The organism is Tepidibacter sp., from assembly GCF_025210165.1.
In the GTDB taxonomy this organism is placed as follows: Bacteria; Bacillota; Clostridia; order Peptostreptococcales; family Peptostreptococcaceae; genus Tepidibacter_A.
On record NZ_JAOASI010000046.1, the window covers coordinates 78836 to 96144 of the forward strand.

A 17309-nucleotide genomic window follows, 5' to 3' on the forward strand; every position below is an offset into this window, starting at 1 on the left:
TATGAGCATAAAAATAGTAGCAGATAGTTTGTCAGATTTACCCAAAGACTTGATAAAAAAATTTGACATCGAAGTGCTCCCCCTTACAGTTATATTTGAAGATGTTGAATATAGAGACGGAATAGATATAACTAGTGAAGAATTTTATAAAAAACTTAAGGAAAGCTCAACAATACCTAAAACAAGTCAGGTTACACCAGAGCAATTTAGAGAAGCTTTCGAAAAGTATTTAAAAACATATGAGCATATAATTTATATAGCTTGTTCTTCTAGAGCAACTGGTACATATCAATCATCTGTTATAGCTAGAGACTTAATTGAAAAGGATAATATACATATATTTGATACTATGGCTTTGTCCTTTGGATGTGGTATTATGGTTTTAAAAGCAGCTCAAATGGCTAAGGAAGGAAAAAAAGTTCAAGAAATCTTATTAGAATTAGAAGATATGAAAAATAGAGTAGATCATATATTTACAGTTGATACATTGGAATACCTTCAAAAAGGAGGAAGAATTTCATCAACTAAGGCAGCTATAGGAACTATATTAAATATAAAGCCGATACTTACTGTTAAAGAAGGTCTTGTGTCTCAACTTGATCAAGTTAGAGGTAAGAAAAAAGTTATATCTAAGATGATAGAACTAGCTAAAAAAAGAAGCACTGATATACAAAGTCAGGTTATAGGAATAGGTCATGCTGATAATGAAGAGTTGTTAAATGAATTCAAAAGAGTTATAAAAGAAGAGTTAAAACCTAAGGATATAATAGTCACAAATATAGGAGCGGCCATAGGAACACATGCAGGTCCTGGAACTATAGCGATATTTTATATGAAAAAATAATTAGAGAAATATAAATTCATATTAGTATATAAAAAATACTTTCGTAAAAACGGAAGTATTTTTTATATACTAATATTTCTCAATTATAAAATTTTATAGATTAGGAGGTTTTATACATGGATATAAATTCATGCTGTATAAATTTATAGTGTACGTCATGAAAAAAGAAAATAAAACAACAAAATTAACTATATTGAAAAATACATTTTTATTTGAAGGTTTTTATTTTAAATTATTGAATATTTATTATAATCAAAATTATAAAGTGCGGTTTTAAAAATTAAAAGAAAAATAGGTTTAATTAATACAAGTAAAGGGGGTGTTAAAAAAAAACAAACCACAACAGGATTATTTGTCGAATTGTAAATAAAAAGCATAAACAAGAGAAAAAAATCAAAAAATATTTAAAAAAGATAGAAAAATAATCATGGTTACCAGCTGTCGAACGATTATAGAAAAAAATCAGTATTTCCATTGATAAAATTATAACTTTTATTTATAATATACTTAAGAAATATAAAAAAATTAAATAGTCGCTGGACGAAGAATAAGGGAGAGAGCTATATGCCGCCGAAGGGACAAATTTTATTTTAACCTAAAAAATAAAATGAAATTCTCAGGCAAAAGGACCTTGTTTGGACAGGTCTCTGGACTAAACAGAGAAGTGATTCTTAGGACATCACTTCTCTTTTTTTAAAGTTCAAATACAGAAAATTCTGAAATATATTTTTCAGAGGAGATGATTATATGAAGATAATTACTAATAATTCATTAGTAGTAGAAAAATTTGATGGTAGGTATGAAGTAGAGTATATAGAGGGTGATTTTTTACAAATACTGAATACTTGTAGGAATTATGTACACAATAAATATAAATTATTGACACATCCATTAGCTGGAAGTATAAAGCCGAATGAGACCCCTTACAAATCTATAATGATAGATGATGTAGAAGAATTAGATACTGATTCGCTTTTACTTATAGAAAAGGCTATAGAGACTACCAAAAAATTTCAAAACAATTTTAAAACACCATTATGGACAGATACAGTATTAGAAGATTTTAAAGTTATAGATTTTGATTTGATGAAAAATGTAATAGAAACAGTAAATTATTATGTCAAGTAAAAGTCTATAAATATTATAACTGAATCTGTTTATATAAATTAATAATTAAGAAGTATTTGTAAGTTTTTAAAGATTAAAATTGAATAAATTAAATTCGAGTTTAGTCTTTTAAATAAAAAGGGAGGTGACATTATGCGTCTAGAATTAGGAAATATCTTTATTAAGGATGTAAAATTTCACAATGAAACTAAGGTTGAAGGTGGAATATTATATGTAAATAAAGATGAGATGATTAAAGAAATTGGAGGAGATGAGCATATAAAGTCAATTGAGATTGAAATTGCTCGTCCAGGAGAAAGTGTAAGAATAACTCCAGTTAAAGACGTTATAGAACCAAGAGTTAAGGTTGATGGTCCGGGAGGAATATTCCCTGGAGTATTATCAAAGGTAGATACTGTGGGTAGTGGAAGAACTCATGTACTTAAAGGAGCTGCTGTTGTTACTACTGGTAAAATAGTAGGATTCCAAGAGGGTATAGTTGATATGTCTGGCCCGGGAGCTGAATATACTCCTTTTTCTAAATTATTAAATATAGTAATTACAGCTGAACCTGTAGAGGGATTAAATCAATATGAACATGAAAAGGCTGTTCGAATGGTTGGATTTAAAGCTGCAATATACTTAGGAGAAGCTGGTAGAAATGTTGAACCAGATGAAACTAAAGTCTATGAAACTGAACCACTACTTGAATCAGTTAAAAAATATCCTAATCTTCCAAAGGTAGGATATGTATATATGCTTCAAACACAAGGATTATTACATGATACATATGTATATGGAGTTGATGCAAAAAAAATAGTTCCAACTTTACTATATCCAACAGAAATAATGGATGGAGCAATAGTAAGTGGAAACTGTGTATCTGCTTGTGATAAAAATCCTACTTATGTACATGTTAACAACTCTATAGTACATGATTTATATGAGAAACATGGAAAAGAAATAAATTTTGTAGGTATTATTATAACAAATGAAAATGTTTATCTTGCTGATAAAGAAAGATCTTCGAATTGGACTGCTAAATTATGTAAATATTTAGGATTAGATGGTGCAATAGTTTCTCAAGAAGGATTTGGAAATCCTGATACAGATCTTATAATGAACTGTAAAAAAATTGAAGGTCAAGGAGTTAAGACTGTTATTGTAACAGATGAATATGCAGGAAGAGATGGAGCGTCTCAATCATTAGCAGATGCAGATCCTAAAGCGGATGCAGTTGTTACAGGAGGAAATGCTAATCAAGTTATCGTATTACCTCCAATGGATAAAGTTATAGGACATGTAGAATTTGTAGATACAATAGCTGGTGGATTTGATGGAAGCTTAAGAAAAGATGGAAGTATAGAAGTAGAAATTCAGGCTATAACAGGTGCTACAAATGAAACAGGATTTGGATATTTAACTACTAAAGGATATTAGAATAGATTAATCTTATCTTAATTTAACGAGGAATATAATTTCCTATTCGTTATAAAAAACCTGAGAGGGGTGAGCGTAGTGGAAAAAATAAAAGTAGTTCATTATATTAATCAGTTTTTCGCAGGAATCGGAGGAGAGGAAAAGGCAGATACTAAGCCTTTGATTATGGAGGAAATGCCTCCTATTAGTAAAAATTTAGATAAGCTTTTAGGTGAAGAAGCAGATCTTGTAGCAACTGTAGTTTGTGGAGACTCATATTTCAATGAAAACTTAGAGTCTGCAAAAAAAGAAGTTATGGATATGATAAAACAATTTAATCCTGATTTATTTATAGCTGGACCGGCATTTAATGCAGGAAGATATGGAGTAGCAGCTGGAACTATTACTAAAGAAGTAAAAGATCAGCTTAATATACCTGTGCTTACTGGTATGTATCCTGAAAATCCAGGAGCAGATATGTTCAAAAAAGAACTTTATATAATTGAGACAAGTAACTCAGCTGCTGGTATGAGAAAGGCTCTTCCAAGTGTTGCTAAATTTGCATTAAAACTTGCAAAAAATGAAACTATAGGTTCGCCTAAAGAAGAAAGTTACATTGAAAGAGGAGTTAGAGTAAATTACTTCTCTGATACTAAAGGATCTACAAGAGCTGTAGATATGATGATTAAAAAATTAAAGGGTGAAGAATACGTAACTGAGTATCCTATGCCTGATTTTGATAGAGTAGATCCAAATCCAGCAGTAAAAGATTTATCAAAGTGTAAAATAGCAATTGTAACTTCAGGAGGAATAGTTCCAAAAGGAAATCCTGATAGAATAGAATCGTCTTCAGCATCTAAATACGGGAAATATGATATATCTGGATTTGATAATTTAACTGAGCAAACACATGAAACTGCTCATGGTGGATATGATCCAGTTTATGCAAATGAAGATTCTGATAGAGTAATACCTGTTGATGTTTTAAGAGATTTAGAGAAAGAAGGAGTTATAGGAGAACTTCATAAATACTTCTATACTACAGTAGGTAATGGTACATCTGTTGCAAATTCAAAGAAATATGCTAGTGAATTCTCTAAAGAATTAATTGAAGATAAAGTAGATGCGGTTATCTTAACTTCTACGTGAGGTACTTGTACTCGTTGTGGTGCAACGATGGTAAAAGAAATAGAAAGAGCAGGAATACCTGTTGTTCATATTTGTACAGTAGTTCCTATATCTTTAACTGTTGGAGCAAATAGAATAGTTCCAGCTATAGCAATACCTCATCCTCTAGGAAATCCAGCTTTAGAAGCTAAGGATGAAAAATCACTTAGAAGAAAACTAGTTGAAAAATGTTTGAAAGCTTTAACTAAAGAAGTTTCTGAGCAAACTGTATTTGAAGATTAGAAAAAGACTGGGCAGGTGTATACCTGTCCGTTTTTTGAAGTATATAATATTTATACTTAACAAATGCTTTAATATATTATATAATGTTTATAGCAAGTACAATTTAATAAATAATCATATCATTAATATATAATTTGAATAAATACAAATATTAATGAAAATAATAATGTACATAAAAGTTTAAATGTATCTTTATTGAAAAGGTTTTCATGAAGATATGCAAAATAAATAATCAAATCAAATGAGGAGGTTCATTTTATGGCAATGAAGAAAAAGTTAGTTTCTCTTGCATTAACGGCAACATTACTTGGAACTATGTTAGTTGGTTGTGGTAAGCCTGCAGAGGAAAATGTTGGAGGAGCTGAAGGTGAAAAAATAGTTAAAGTAGGTATGGTAACAGATACAGGTGGAGTTAATGACCAATCATTTAACCAATCTGCATGGGAAGGTCTTCAAAAAGCTGAGGCAGATTTAGGAATAAAAGCTAGTTACCAAGAATCTAAACAAGATGCAGATTATGCTCCAAATATAGAAAACTTAGTAGATCAGGAAAACGATTTAATTTGGGGAATTGGATTTAAAATGGCAGATGCTATTAAAAAAGCTTCTGAAGATTACCCAGAGCAAAAGTTTGCTATAATAGATAACTCTTATGGAGATGAAACTCCTGAAAACGTAATAGGAGTAACTTTTAAAGAAGAGCAATGCTCATACTTAGTAGGATTAATAGCTGGAAAAATGACTAAGACTAATAAAGTAGGATATATAGGTGGAATAGAAGTACCTCTTATTCAAAGATTTGAATATGGATTTAAAGCTGGAGTTAAAGAAGCTAATCCAGAAGCAGAAGTACTTACTCAATATGCAAACTCATTCAGTGATTCAGCAAAAGGTAAGGCAATAGCTAAGCAAATGTATTCAAATGGAGCTGACATATTATATCATGCAGCTGGAGATACTGGTACAGGTATGATAGAAGCAGCTAAAGAAGAAGGAAAATATGCAATAGGTGTTGATAGAGACCAAAATTCTCTAGCTCCTGATAATGTTATAACTTCAGCAATGAAGAGAGTTGACAATGCAATGTACGATGTAAGTAAGAAATTAGCAGAGGGAACTTATGAAGGTGGAACAACTGTAACTTATGGTTTAGCAGAAGGTGGAGTTGACATAGCTCCAACTAGTGATAAAAATGTTCCAGCAGATATATTAGAATTTGTTAAGGAAGAAAAGCAAAAGATAATTGATGGAGAAATAGTAGTTCCTTCAACTGAAGAAGAATTTAAAGCTATGAAATAAAAATATATATATAAAATTAAAGCCCAGATATTTTTCTGGGTTTTTATTATTATATAATAATAAAAAAATATATAACAATAAATTTTAAAAAAATTAAAACTTATTGTTATATTAAAAAAAATTTAGTATAATTAAAAAGGTAAATGTAAAAAATGATTTAAGGAGGGATGAAAGTTGGACAATACAAGAAAAAATGTAGATTTTAGTAAAAAAGTTGTACAAATGAAAGAAATAACCAAAAAATTTGGTAACTTTACAGCTAATGACAATATAGATTTAACTGTCCATAAAGGAGAAGTACATGCACTTCTTGGAGAAAATGGTGCAGGTAAATCTACACTTATGAATATATTATATGGTCTGTATCAGCCGACTTCGGGAGAAATATATATAAATGAAAAGAAGGTATTAATAGACAATCCAAATATAGCTATAGAAAATGGGATAGGAATGGTGCATCAGCATTTTATGTTAGTTCCACCTTTTACAGTAGCGGAAAACATTATCCTGGGAATGGAGCCAACTAGTGCACTAGGTAAAATTGATATGAAAAAAGCTATTGAAGATGTAAAGAAAATATCTGAACAATATGGACTTTATGTTGACCCAACTGCTAAGGTTGAAGATATTACTGTTGGAATGCAGCAAAGAGTGGAGATACTAAAGGCATTATATAGAGGAGCAGAAATTCTTATATTAGATGAACCTACAGCAGTTTTAACTCCTCAAGAAATAAAAGAATTAATAAATATAATAAGAAATTTAACTAAACAAGGAAAGTCAATAATTATAATAACTCATAAATTAAAAGAAATAAAAGAAGCAGCAGATTTTTGTACTATAATAAGAAGAGGTAAGTATATAGACACTGTTGATGTTGAACAAACTACTGAAGATGACCTTGCGGCTATGATGGTTGGAAGAGAAGTAAACTTTAAAGTTGATAAAAAAGAACAAAACTTAGGAGATGTAATTTTTAAAGTTGAAGATTTAGTGGCAAAAGATAATAGAGGCTTAGACGTTTTAAATAAGCTTTCTTTAGAAGTAAGAAAAGGAGAAATATTAGGAATTGCTGGAATTGATGGAAATGGGCAATCTGAGCTTGTTGAAGTAATTACAGGACTTAGAAAAGCTGAAAGTGGAATCGTTTTCATAAATGGTAAAGATATAACTAATAACACTCCTAGGGAAATATTTGAAAATGGTCTTTACAATATACCAGAAGATAGACAAAAAAGAGGATTAGTTCTTGATTTTACAGTTGCAGAGAATATGGTTCTTGAAAATTATGCAAAACCTCAGTTTGCAAAAGGCTTCAGATTATTAGAAGATAATATAAAGAATTTTGCAAAGGATTTAATAAATAAGTTTGATGTAAGACCAGCAGATGAAACTTTAAAAGCAAGAGCATTATCAGGAGGAAATCAACAAAAGATAATCATAGCTAGAGAGGTAACTAATGACCCTGACCTATTAATAGCTACTCAGCCTACAAGAGGACTTGATGTTGGAGCTATAGAATTTGTTCATAAGTCATTAGTAGAACAAAGAGATAAAGGAAAAGGAGTACTTTTAGTATCTTTAGAATTAGATGAGGTTATGAGTGTTTCTGATAGAATAGCGGTAATTTACGAAGGAAAGATAGTTGGTATCGTAGACTCTAAAGACGCTGATGAAAATACTCTAGGTCTTATGATGGCAGGAGGTACTGAAGATGAAGAATAAAAAAATAATTAATGATACGCTATTGTATACTCTAATTTCTATATTTTTAGGGCTTCTAGTTGGAGCTGTCGTTCTTAGTGTATCTGGATTTAGTCCTATAGAAGGATATGCTGAAATGATTAAAGGAATATTTGGAAAACCTAAGTATGTAGCTTGGACTATAGTAAAAGCAACTCCTTTAATACTTACTGGGTTATCTGTAGCATTTGCATTTAGAACAGGATTATTCAATATAGGAGCTGAAGGGCAATTTATAGTTGGAGCGTTAGCTGCAACTCTTGTTGGATATTTCGTACATTTACCTGCAATTATACATATTCCATTAACTCTTCTAAGCGGGTGTTTAGCTGGAGCTATATGGGGGGCAATAGCAGGATTATTAAAGTCTAAGTTTGGAGTTAATGAGGTTATATCTACCATAATGTTAAACTGGATAGCATTTTATTTTTCAAACTACTGTATAATGAAAGAAGGTTTTAGAAAGCCACACACGGAAGCATCTTTTGATATACAAGATACTGCTATTATAGATATAAAATGGCTTAAATCTTTAGTTGGACCAGCGACAAGCGTTAACTGGGGTATAGTAGTTGCTTTAATATTAATAGTTATAATATCTTATTTATTGTATAAAACTGTATTAGGATTTGAGCTAAGAGCAGTTGGATTTAACAAATATGCAGCAGAGTATGCTGGAATAAATGTTAACAAATCTATGGTAATATCAATGGCAATAGCTGGACTTTTAGCAGGATCAGCAGGGGCTATGCATGTTATGGGAGTATCCCATAAGATAACTATACTTGCGGCTCAAGAAGGCTTTGGATTTGATGGAATCGCAGTTGCTTTAATAGGAAATAATACACCAATAGGAGCTGTATTTGGTGGATTCTTATTTGGAGCTCTTAAATATGGTGGAGGAAAGATGCAAAATATTGGAGCGCCAACTGAGGTTATAAATATAGTTATAGGATCTATAATTTATTTTATTGCAGCAAGTAGAATGGTAAAAATTATAATAGATAAAATGAGGGGAGGAAAGGCTAATGTTTAGTAAAAATTTAGCTATGATACTTAGTACAACCCTTATGTACTCAACACCGCTTATATTTACTTCTTTAGGAGGAGTTTTTTCTGAGAATGCTGGGGTTGTAAATATAGGGCTTGAAGGTATGATGACTATAGGAGCTTTTGCAGGTGCAGCAGCAGCCGTAATGACAGGAAATCCGTGGATAGCATTTTTGGTAGCTGGTATAGCAGGTGGTTTATTTGCACTTTTACATGCAATAGCTACAATAAAGTTTAATGCAGATCATGTAGTTTCTGGTATAGCAATAAACTTTTTAGCACCAGGTTTTGCATTGTTTTTATGTAGAAGATTATTTGATGGATCAACTATGACTCCACCTATGGAGTTAACTCAAAAAATGCCAAGACCATTAAATGGTATGTTTGCTAAAGGAAGCTTTATGGATATAGTATTTAATACTTACTCTACAGTTTATATAGCATTTGCTTTAGTTTTACTTACTTGGTTTATACTTTATAAAACTAAGCTTGGTCTTAGAATAAGAGCTGTTGGAGAGCATCCAAAAGCAGCAGATACTCTAGGAATAAATGTATATAAGATGAAATATTTATGTGTAATACTATCAGGTGTTCTTGCAGGTTTTGGTGGAGCGTCAATGAGTTTAGCAATAGTTTCTACATTTAGACCTACACTTATTTCAGGTCAAGGATATATAGCTCTTGCAGCACTTATATTTGGTAAGTGGAAGCCACAAGGAGCAATGCTTGCATCGTTATTATTTGGTGCATCTACAGGACTTGTTGTATTCTTAGGAAATCCAAGTGTAGGAGTTAATGTATCAGAAAACCTATTATCAATGGTACCATATTTAATAACTTTAGTTGTTCTAATAGTATTTGTTGGAAAAGGAAATGGGCCAGCAGCTAATGGGCAACCATATGAAAAAGGTGAAAGATAATATTAAAAAAGGCGATTTTATCGCCTTTTTTTATTTGGAGAAAATAGAATTAAGAGGTGAAATATGAAATTTTTAGATAGACCATTTATACCAAAAGAAAAAGTAAGTCATATAATAATAGATAGAAGAATACCTAAAAATATAGAATATGAATCAAAAAATAGAAATATAGAAATAATAAAGACATGTGAATGTAAAGAATTATATGAAGCAGTTAAATATCATGCAGATATGCAAATGTGTTATTTAGGAAAAGGGGACCTAGTAGTAGCTCCAAATTTATATGAAAAGTATAAAAATATAATGAATAAATATAGATTTAATATAATTAAAGGAACAAACTATATCAAAAACAAATATCCATACAATATAAGCTATAATGTGGCACTATTTGGAGAATATGCAATACATAATTTCAAATATACAGATAAAAATATAGTTAAATATATAAATGACAATAATATTAAAAAAATAAATGTTAAGCAAGGGTACTGTAAATGCTGTATATGTATTGTTGACCAAAATTCTATAATAACATCTGACGTAGGTATATATAAGGAAGTTTTGAAATATAATGAAATAGACTGCTTATTAATACAAACAGGAAGCATAGATTTATTTAATATGAATTATGGTTTTATTGGAGGTGTTAGTGGTATTTTATCTTGTGATGAATTAGCTTTTTTAGGCGATATAAAAAAACATCCAGATTACAATAAAATAAAAGAATTTGTGAATAAGCGAGGTAAAAAAATAATATCTTTGGGAACAAATAAACTTATAGACCTAGGCTCTATAATTCCTGTTATGACTAGAAAGGAGTGACTTTAATGGAACATATATATTTAGGTATAAGCAATAATTATAAAGAATTGGCAAATGAAATCAAATTAGATAAAAATGTAAATCAATTAAAAGGATTAATTGAAATAGACATACCTGTTTATGAAGATAAACAACAAACAAAACTATTGATATGCTCACAATTAACTAACTTTATTATAAATAAAGTTAAAAATAAAGTTTTAAAAGAAATTGTAAATACAAGCTATAGAAATACATATTTATCTGAAGTTGATAGCATATATAAATGCTCTTTGGGGTTGTTTAATAATAAAGAACAGGAAATAAAACGAATTTTATTCAATAGGATGTATACTTATCTTTCAGATAATGATTATTTAAATATAAATGGATTTATAAAATTTAGATTAAGAGATTTTATGGATTATATTTTAGAACTAAAGGATAGAGGATTTGAAGAATATTTAATTGAAAAAGACTATAACGAATTTATAAAATTATTGAAGTATTTTGTAGATGTACAAGAAGAAAAAATAGAGATTTTAAATCTATATATAGAAAAAGATGGAACATTTAAACTATATGATAAGGATAACAAAGACCTAGAAGAAACGTATGCAGAAGATATGTTTGATATAGCTTTAAGAGAAAATATGAATGAAGAGGACTTTTTAATAAGTGCATTGATTACATTATGTCCAAAACAAATATATATTCAAGATAATTTAGAAAGCAATCTATCAAAAGAGATTATACAAACTATAAAAGCTATATTTGAAGGAAGGGTTACGGTTGGTTATAGAGCTTAATGCTCTATTTTTTTGGCTTTAATTGACATTTTAAACTTATAAATATGTTATAATATTAACAAAAAGTATATAGAAAAAGCTTTTTGGAGGTGATTTCGTGAAGTATATATTAAATTTCTCAAATGTAAATTGTAAGAACTGTTATAAGTGTATAAGGGGATGTCCTGTTAAAGCTATAAAAATGGAAGATAACAAGTCTTGTTTTGTAGAAGAATTGTGTATTGGTTGTGGAAATTGTTTTAAAGTATGCCCACAACATTCAAAAAAAATGACGTCTTATTTAGGGCAAGTTAAAGAATATATAAGATTAGGATATAAAGTTGTAGCAAGTGTAGCACCTTCTTCTGTTGCAGATTTAGAAAATATAAATTATAAAAAATTTGTAGGAGCTCTTAAAAAAATAGGATTTTATAAAGTGGAAGAAACTATAGTTGGAGCAAAAGCTATAACGGAAGAATATGAAAAATATATAAAAAATAATAAGCAAAATATATACATATCATCTTGTTGTCCAACTATAAATTATCTAATAACTAAATATCATGAAGATATAATCAAATATTTAATGCCTGTGGATTCTCCTATGATAGCTCATGGTAAATATCTAAAAAAAATATATGGAGAAGATATAAAGGTAGTATTTATAGGACCGTGCATATCTAAAAAATATGAGTCATTAAATGATAGCGGTGGAATTATTGATAAAGTTATAAGCATACAAGAATGTATAGATTCAATCAATGATATGGATATAAATGATATTGAAGAAAGAGAATTCGATAATAAGCCGTTAGGGGATGTTACTTTATTTCCCGTAGAAGAGGGCATGAATTTTAATATGGGAGAGATAAATAAAGTAAAGGTTTCTGGTATGGATAATGTTAAGGACTTAATTAATAGTATAGAAAATAATGAACTTAATAATATGTTTATAGAGATTAATGCATGTTCGGGATCATGTGTAGGAGGAGTAGGATTTAAGAATGACAAGGGAATATATTATAGGAAGAACAGGGTAAAACAATATACTGGGCAGAGGAGTTTAGATCAAAAATATTTGAACAATATAAGGGAAGTATTCAAGGGGTTAAGCTTAAAAAAAGAGTTTAAGAGTTATGGAATAAAATTTGATATTCCAAGTGAATATGAAATAAGAGAAATATTAGCTTCTATAGGAAAAAAAACTGTTAAAGATGAATTAAACTGTGGTGCTTGTGGATATGATACTTGTAGGGATAAGGCTATAGCTGTTTATAGGAAGTTAGCTCAAAGGCATATGTGCATGGGATATATGAAGGATAGAGTAGAAGCAGTAAGCAATGTTATATTTGAAGCAACTCCAAATTACATAGTGATAGTAGGTTATGATTTTAAGATAATAGATATAAATAATGCAATGGCAAGTGTTATAAAGAAAAAAAGAGAGGAACTAATCGGAGAATATATAGGAGATTATATTGATATTAAATATTTTATAGACGTTTTATATAGTAAAGAGGATATTATATCTAAAAAACTAAAGTGGAAAGAGTATGATAAGGATACTCAAAGCAGTATAATTTTATTAAAAGAACATAGCGCTTTGCTTGGAATATACATAGATACGACAAAAGAAGAAAATCAAAGAAAAACTATAAGAAAAGTTAAGTTAAATACAATAAATACAGCTCAAAATGTAATTAACAAGCAGATGAGAGTAGCGCAAGAAATAGCTTCTTTACTTGGAGAGACTACTGCTGAAACTAAGGTGATATTGACTCAATTAAAAGAATTAGCTATGAAGGGAGAGGAGGAAGATTAAACAATATTTTTTAGATATAGCGTATTTGAGTTTGAAAAAATATAAAGAAGAATTATGTGGTGACAAAGTAGAAATAGAAAAATTTGATCAAGGTTGCATCGTTGTATTATCAGATGGGTTAGGTTCAGGAGTAAAAGCTAATATATTAGCTACTCTTACATCTAAGATAGCTGTGACTATGATGAAAAATGGACTTAGTATAGAAGAGGTTGTAGATACAATAATTAATACATTACCAACTTGCAAGGTTAGAGAACTTGCCTATTCTACTTTTACTATAATATACATATCTAATACAGGTGAATGCTATATAGCTAGATTTGATAATCCAGAGGTGCTTATTAAAAGAAATGGAAATATTGATATAATTGAAGGAGAAGAGGTTATAATATCAGGTAGAAGAGTTATAGAATCTAAATTTAACTTGAAGAAGGATGATATAATAGTTTCTTTTAGTGATGGAGTTTTAAATGCTGGGAATGGAAAAAATTTAAATTTAGGATGGAATTTGAACAGTGTATCTGAATACATTAAGACTATTCCATCGGACATTTCCTCTATAAGTTTAATAAAAAAGGTAATTGGAACATGTGACAACTTATACATGAAAAAACCAGGAGATGATACTACTGTACTTGCAGTAAAGATAATGGAAAAAAAGCATGTAACCTTGCTTACAGGACCTCCATTAGACCCTAAAGACGATAAGATAGTAGTTCAAAATCTTATAAAAAGCACAGGTAAAAAAATAGTTTGTGGGGGGACTACCGCTGAAATAGTTGAAAGAGAGATGGATACTGAGTTTGAAATGGATATGAAAAATATAACAGGAGATATACCTCCTATTGGATATATAAAAAATATTGATTTAGTAACAGAAGGTATGATAACCTTAAAAAAGGTACTTAAAGTACTTGATGAATATAAAAATAATAAGTATCATATAGATGATATTTTTAAGCATAATAAAGAACAAAATGGAGCATATAGGATACTCAAAATATTGATAGATGAATGTACTCATATTGACTTTTTACTTGGAAGAAGTGTAAATTCGGCTTATGAAAATTTTGATTTTCAAGAGAATCTAGCAACAAAGGTTGAAATTGTAGAAAAAATAAAAGATAAATTAATAGAGTTAGGAAAAGTGGTTAATGTATTTTATTACTAAGGAGGAATCAAATGACAGTTGTGATGAAGATACTATTTTTAGGATGTATAGGAGCTGTTATAGGCTGGGTTACTAATATACTTGCTATAAAGTTAATATTTAGACCTATAAAACCTATAAATATACCTATTATAAACTTAAAAATAGAAGGACTTATACCAAAAAGAAGAAAAGAAATAGCAAAATCTATAGGAGATGTGGTAGAGCAAGAGTTAATATCTATAGAAGATATAATAACTAATATGGTAAAAGAAGAAGATAAGGACAATCTTATAAAGGCTGTAAAACTTAAGGCTGATGAGATTATAGAACAAAAACTACCACCCTTTATACCTGAAACATTTAAGGGTATGATAAAAGAATATTTGGATAAAATAATTCAGGAAGAAATAGGACAAGTAATAGGAGACTTAAGTGGGTATTTAATTCATAAATCTTCTAAGCGAATAAGAATAGGAAAAATGGTAGAAGATAAGATAAATGAGTTCGATTTAGAAAAATTAGAAGAAATAATAATTAGTATAGCTAAAAAAGAATTAAAGCATATTGAGGTTCTAGGATTTATATTAGGATTTTTTATAGGCATACTACAAGGAATTATTGTAATTAATTTTTAAAAAGATATTGACAATTTATTTTATGAGATATATAATCAGATAAAATCAAATTAATGATAAAGCGATGAATAAGGAAGAGTAAATTATACCCAGTTTCAAGAGAAGAAGTGTCACCGGCTGAGAGCATTTCTAAATATGGATAATTGAAAACTACCTTAGAGTTGAATTGATTAGTCTTTAGATGAAAAATTCAGGATGATTACCTTATAATCTTCAAGAGGGCTTTTGCCAACTTGGGTGGAACCGCGAGATTATACTCGTCCCAGATTTTATGGGACGGGTTTTTTTATATTTAAAACCAAAATAGTTAATAAATACAGGAGGGTGAATGTAATGGGTAAAGTAAAGGTTACTTTAAAAGATGGATCAGTAAAAGAATTTGATAAAGGCGTATCTATACTAGATATTGCTAAATCAATAAGTGAAGGCCTTGCAAGAAATATAGTTGCAGGACAAGTAAATGGAGCTACTGTTGGAGTTAATTATAAATTAGAAGAAGATTCAGAGATTAATTTATTAAAATTTGATGATGCTGAGGGTAAAGAAGTATTTAGACATACAAGTGCTCATATACTAGCTCAAGCTATAAAAAGATTATACCCTGAGGCAAAGCTTGCTATAGGACCAGCAATAGACAATGGATTCTATTATGATATAGATTTAGAAGAAAGATTAACAACTGATCATTTAGAAAAAATACAAGCAGAAATGAAGAAAATAGTTAAAGAAAATTTAGCTATAGAAGGCTTTGAACTTTCAAAAGAAGAAGCAATAAAGTTAATGAAGGAAAAAAATGAAGATTACAAAGTTGAATTAATAGAAGACCTTCCAGAAGGAGAAGTACTATCTTTTTATAAGCAAGGAGATTTTGTAGACCTATGTAGAGGACCACATATTCCTACTACTAAAAAAGTTAAATCTATAAAATTATTAAGTGTAGCAGGTGCTTACTGGCGTGGAGATGAAAAGAATAAAATGCTTCAAAGAATATATGGTACTTCATTTGAAAAGAATAAAGACTTAGAAGCTTACTTAACAATGCTTGAAGAAGCTAAGAAGAGAGATCATAGAAAACTAGGTAAAGAATTAGGATTATTCGTAATTCCAGATGAAGGACCAGGATTCCCATTATTCTTGCCAAGAGGAATGGAGCTTAAAAATAAATTATTAGAATACTGGAGAGAAATTCATAGAAAAGATGGATATGTTGAAATAGAAACTCCTATAATATTAAACCAACACTTATGGGAAACTTCAGGACACTGGTATCACTATAAAGAAAATATGTACACAGTTCAAATTGATGAATCAGATTTTGCTATAAAGCCTATGAACTGTCCAGGAGGAATGCTTGCATATAAAACTCAAATGCATTCATACAAAGATTTCCCAATGCGTGTTGCTGAATTAGGTAGAGTTCATAGACATGAATTATCAGGAGCATTACATGGACTTATGAGAGTTAGAGCATTTACTCAAGATGATGCACATATATTCATGCTACCTGAGCAAATAAAAGATGAAATAAAAGGTGTTGCTAAGTTAATAGATGAGGTATATAAGACTTTTGGATTTAAATACCATGTAGAATTATCTACAAGACCAGAAGGATCTATTGGAACTGATGAAGAGTGGGAAGTAGCTGAAAATGGATTAAGAGAAGCTTTAGAGGAATTAGGACTTGATTATAAATTAAATGAAGGAGATGGAGCTTTCTACGGACCAAAGATTGACTTCCACTTACAAGATTGTATAGGAAGAACATGGCAATGTGGAACTATACAGCTAGATATGCAGTTACCTCAAAGATTTGACTTAACTTATATAGGAAAAGATGGAGAAAAGCATAGACCTATTATGATACACAGAGTTGCCTTTGGAAGTATAGAAAGATTTATAGGTATATTAATAGAGCACTTTGCAGGTAAATTCCCATTATGGTTAGCTCCTGTTCAAGTTAAGGTACTTCCTATATCTGATAAATATATAGACTATGCAAATAAAGTAAAAGAAATCTTATTTGATAAAGGAATCAGAGTGGAAATAGATAACAGAGCAGAAAAAATAGGATATAAGATAAGAGAAGCACAACTTGAGAAAGTTCCTTACATGTTAATTGTAGGAGAAAAAGAACAAGAAAATAATGAAATATCTGTTCGTTCAAGAGATAAAGGAGAAATAGGATCTATATCTGTTGATGAATTTGTAGAAAGTATATTAAAAGAGCAAAAAGATAGAGCTAATAGCTTATAAAAAAATATCGACTCATATGAGTCGATATTTTTTATTCTTTAATGAAACTATATCATTTTTGT

General features: G+C 29.7%; 14 protein-coding genes, 1 riboswitch and 1 other annotated feature. All 14 genes read left to right on the plus strand.

The window, feature by feature from the left end:
• The first annotated feature begins 1 nt into the window (after window position 1).
• Window positions 2-844 carry a DegV family protein gene (locus N4A48_RS08400; RefSeq protein ID WP_293665441.1) on the plus strand — a complete coding sequence of 281 codons (843 nt, stop codon included), beginning with the start codon at window positions 2-4 and terminating at the stop codon, window positions 842-844.
• Window positions 845-1384: 540 nt separating this feature from the next.
• Window positions 1385-1486, plus strand: a riboswitch (glycine riboswitch).
• Between the two features lie 105 nt (window positions 1487-1591).
• Window positions 1592-1972 carry a GrdX family protein gene (locus N4A48_RS08405; protein ID WP_293665442.1) on the plus strand — a complete coding sequence of 127 codons (381 nt, stop codon included), beginning with the start codon at window positions 1592-1594 and terminating at the stop codon, window positions 1970-1972.
• Between the two features lie 132 nt (window positions 1973-2104).
• Window positions 2105-3391 carry a glycine/sarcosine/betaine reductase component B subunit gene (locus tag N4A48_RS08410; protein ID WP_293665443.1) on the plus strand — a complete coding sequence of 429 codons (1287 nt, stop codon included), beginning with the start codon at window positions 2105-2107 and terminating at the stop codon, window positions 3389-3391.
• 78 nt (window positions 3392-3469) lie between these two features.
• Complete coding sequence (grdB, locus tag N4A48_RS08415; protein ID WP_293665444.1) at window positions 3470-4780, plus strand: glycine reductase complex selenoprotein B; 1311 nt, start codon at window positions 3470-3472, stop codon at window positions 4778-4780.
• 264 nt (window positions 4781-5044) lie between these two features.
• Complete coding sequence (locus N4A48_RS08420; RefSeq protein WP_293665499.1) at window positions 5045-6079, plus strand: BMP family ABC transporter substrate-binding protein; 1035 nt, start codon at window positions 5045-5047, stop codon at window positions 6077-6079.
• A 222-nt stretch (window positions 6080-6301) separates the two neighbouring features.
• The gene (locus N4A48_RS08425) at window positions 6302-7804 is read left to right on the plus strand and encodes an ABC transporter ATP-binding protein (protein WP_293665500.1); all 1503 of its coding nucleotides are present in this window, start codon (window positions 6302-6304) and stop codon (window positions 7802-7804) included.
• A complete protein-coding gene (locus N4A48_RS08430; RefSeq protein WP_293665445.1) occupies window positions 7794-8858 on the plus strand; it encodes an ABC transporter permease in 1065 nt (354 codons plus the stop codon). The genes N4A48_RS08425 and N4A48_RS08430 overlap by 11 nt, the downstream gene beginning before the upstream one ends.
• A complete protein-coding gene (locus N4A48_RS08435) occupies window positions 8851-9792 on the plus strand; it encodes an ABC transporter permease (RefSeq protein ID WP_293665446.1) in 942 nt (313 codons plus the stop codon). Before N4A48_RS08430 ends, N4A48_RS08435 begins: the two co-directional genes overlap by 8 nt.
• Window positions 9793-9855: 63 nt before the next feature.
• Window positions 9856-10617 carry a DUF6873 family GME fold protein gene (locus tag N4A48_RS08440; protein ID WP_293665448.1) on the plus strand — a complete coding sequence of 254 codons (762 nt, stop codon included), beginning with the start codon at window positions 9856-9858 and terminating at the stop codon, window positions 10615-10617.
• Between the two features lie 5 nt (window positions 10618-10622).
• Entirely contained in the window at window positions 10623-11405 is a 783-nt protein-coding gene (ytxC, locus tag N4A48_RS08445; RefSeq protein ID WP_293665449.1) for a putative sporulation protein YtxC, read from the plus strand.
• 97 nt (window positions 11406-11502) lie between these two features.
• The gene (locus N4A48_RS08450; protein ID WP_293665450.1) at window positions 11503-13206 is read left to right on the plus strand and encodes a [Fe-Fe] hydrogenase large subunit C-terminal domain-containing protein; all 1704 of its coding nucleotides are present in this window, start codon (window positions 11503-11505) and stop codon (window positions 13204-13206) included.
• Between the two features lie 31 nt (window positions 13207-13237).
• Complete coding sequence (locus tag N4A48_RS08455) at window positions 13238-14377, plus strand: SpoIIE family protein phosphatase (protein ID WP_293665451.1); 1140 nt, start codon at window positions 13238-13240, stop codon at window positions 14375-14377.
• Window positions 14378-14388: 11 nt separating this feature from the next.
• Window positions 14389-14994 carry a DUF445 domain-containing protein gene (locus tag N4A48_RS08460; RefSeq protein ID WP_293665452.1) on the plus strand — a complete coding sequence of 202 codons (606 nt, stop codon included), beginning with the start codon at window positions 14389-14391 and terminating at the stop codon, window positions 14992-14994.
• Between the two features lie 55 nt (window positions 14995-15049).
• Window positions 15050-15262, plus strand: a binding site (T-box leader).
• Window positions 15263-15327: 65 nt separating this feature from the next.
• The gene (thrS, locus tag N4A48_RS08465) at window positions 15328-17247 is read left to right on the plus strand and encodes a threonine--tRNA ligase (protein ID WP_293665453.1); all 1920 of its coding nucleotides are present in this window, start codon (window positions 15328-15330) and stop codon (window positions 17245-17247) included.
• Window positions 17248-17309 lie beyond the last annotated feature (62 nt).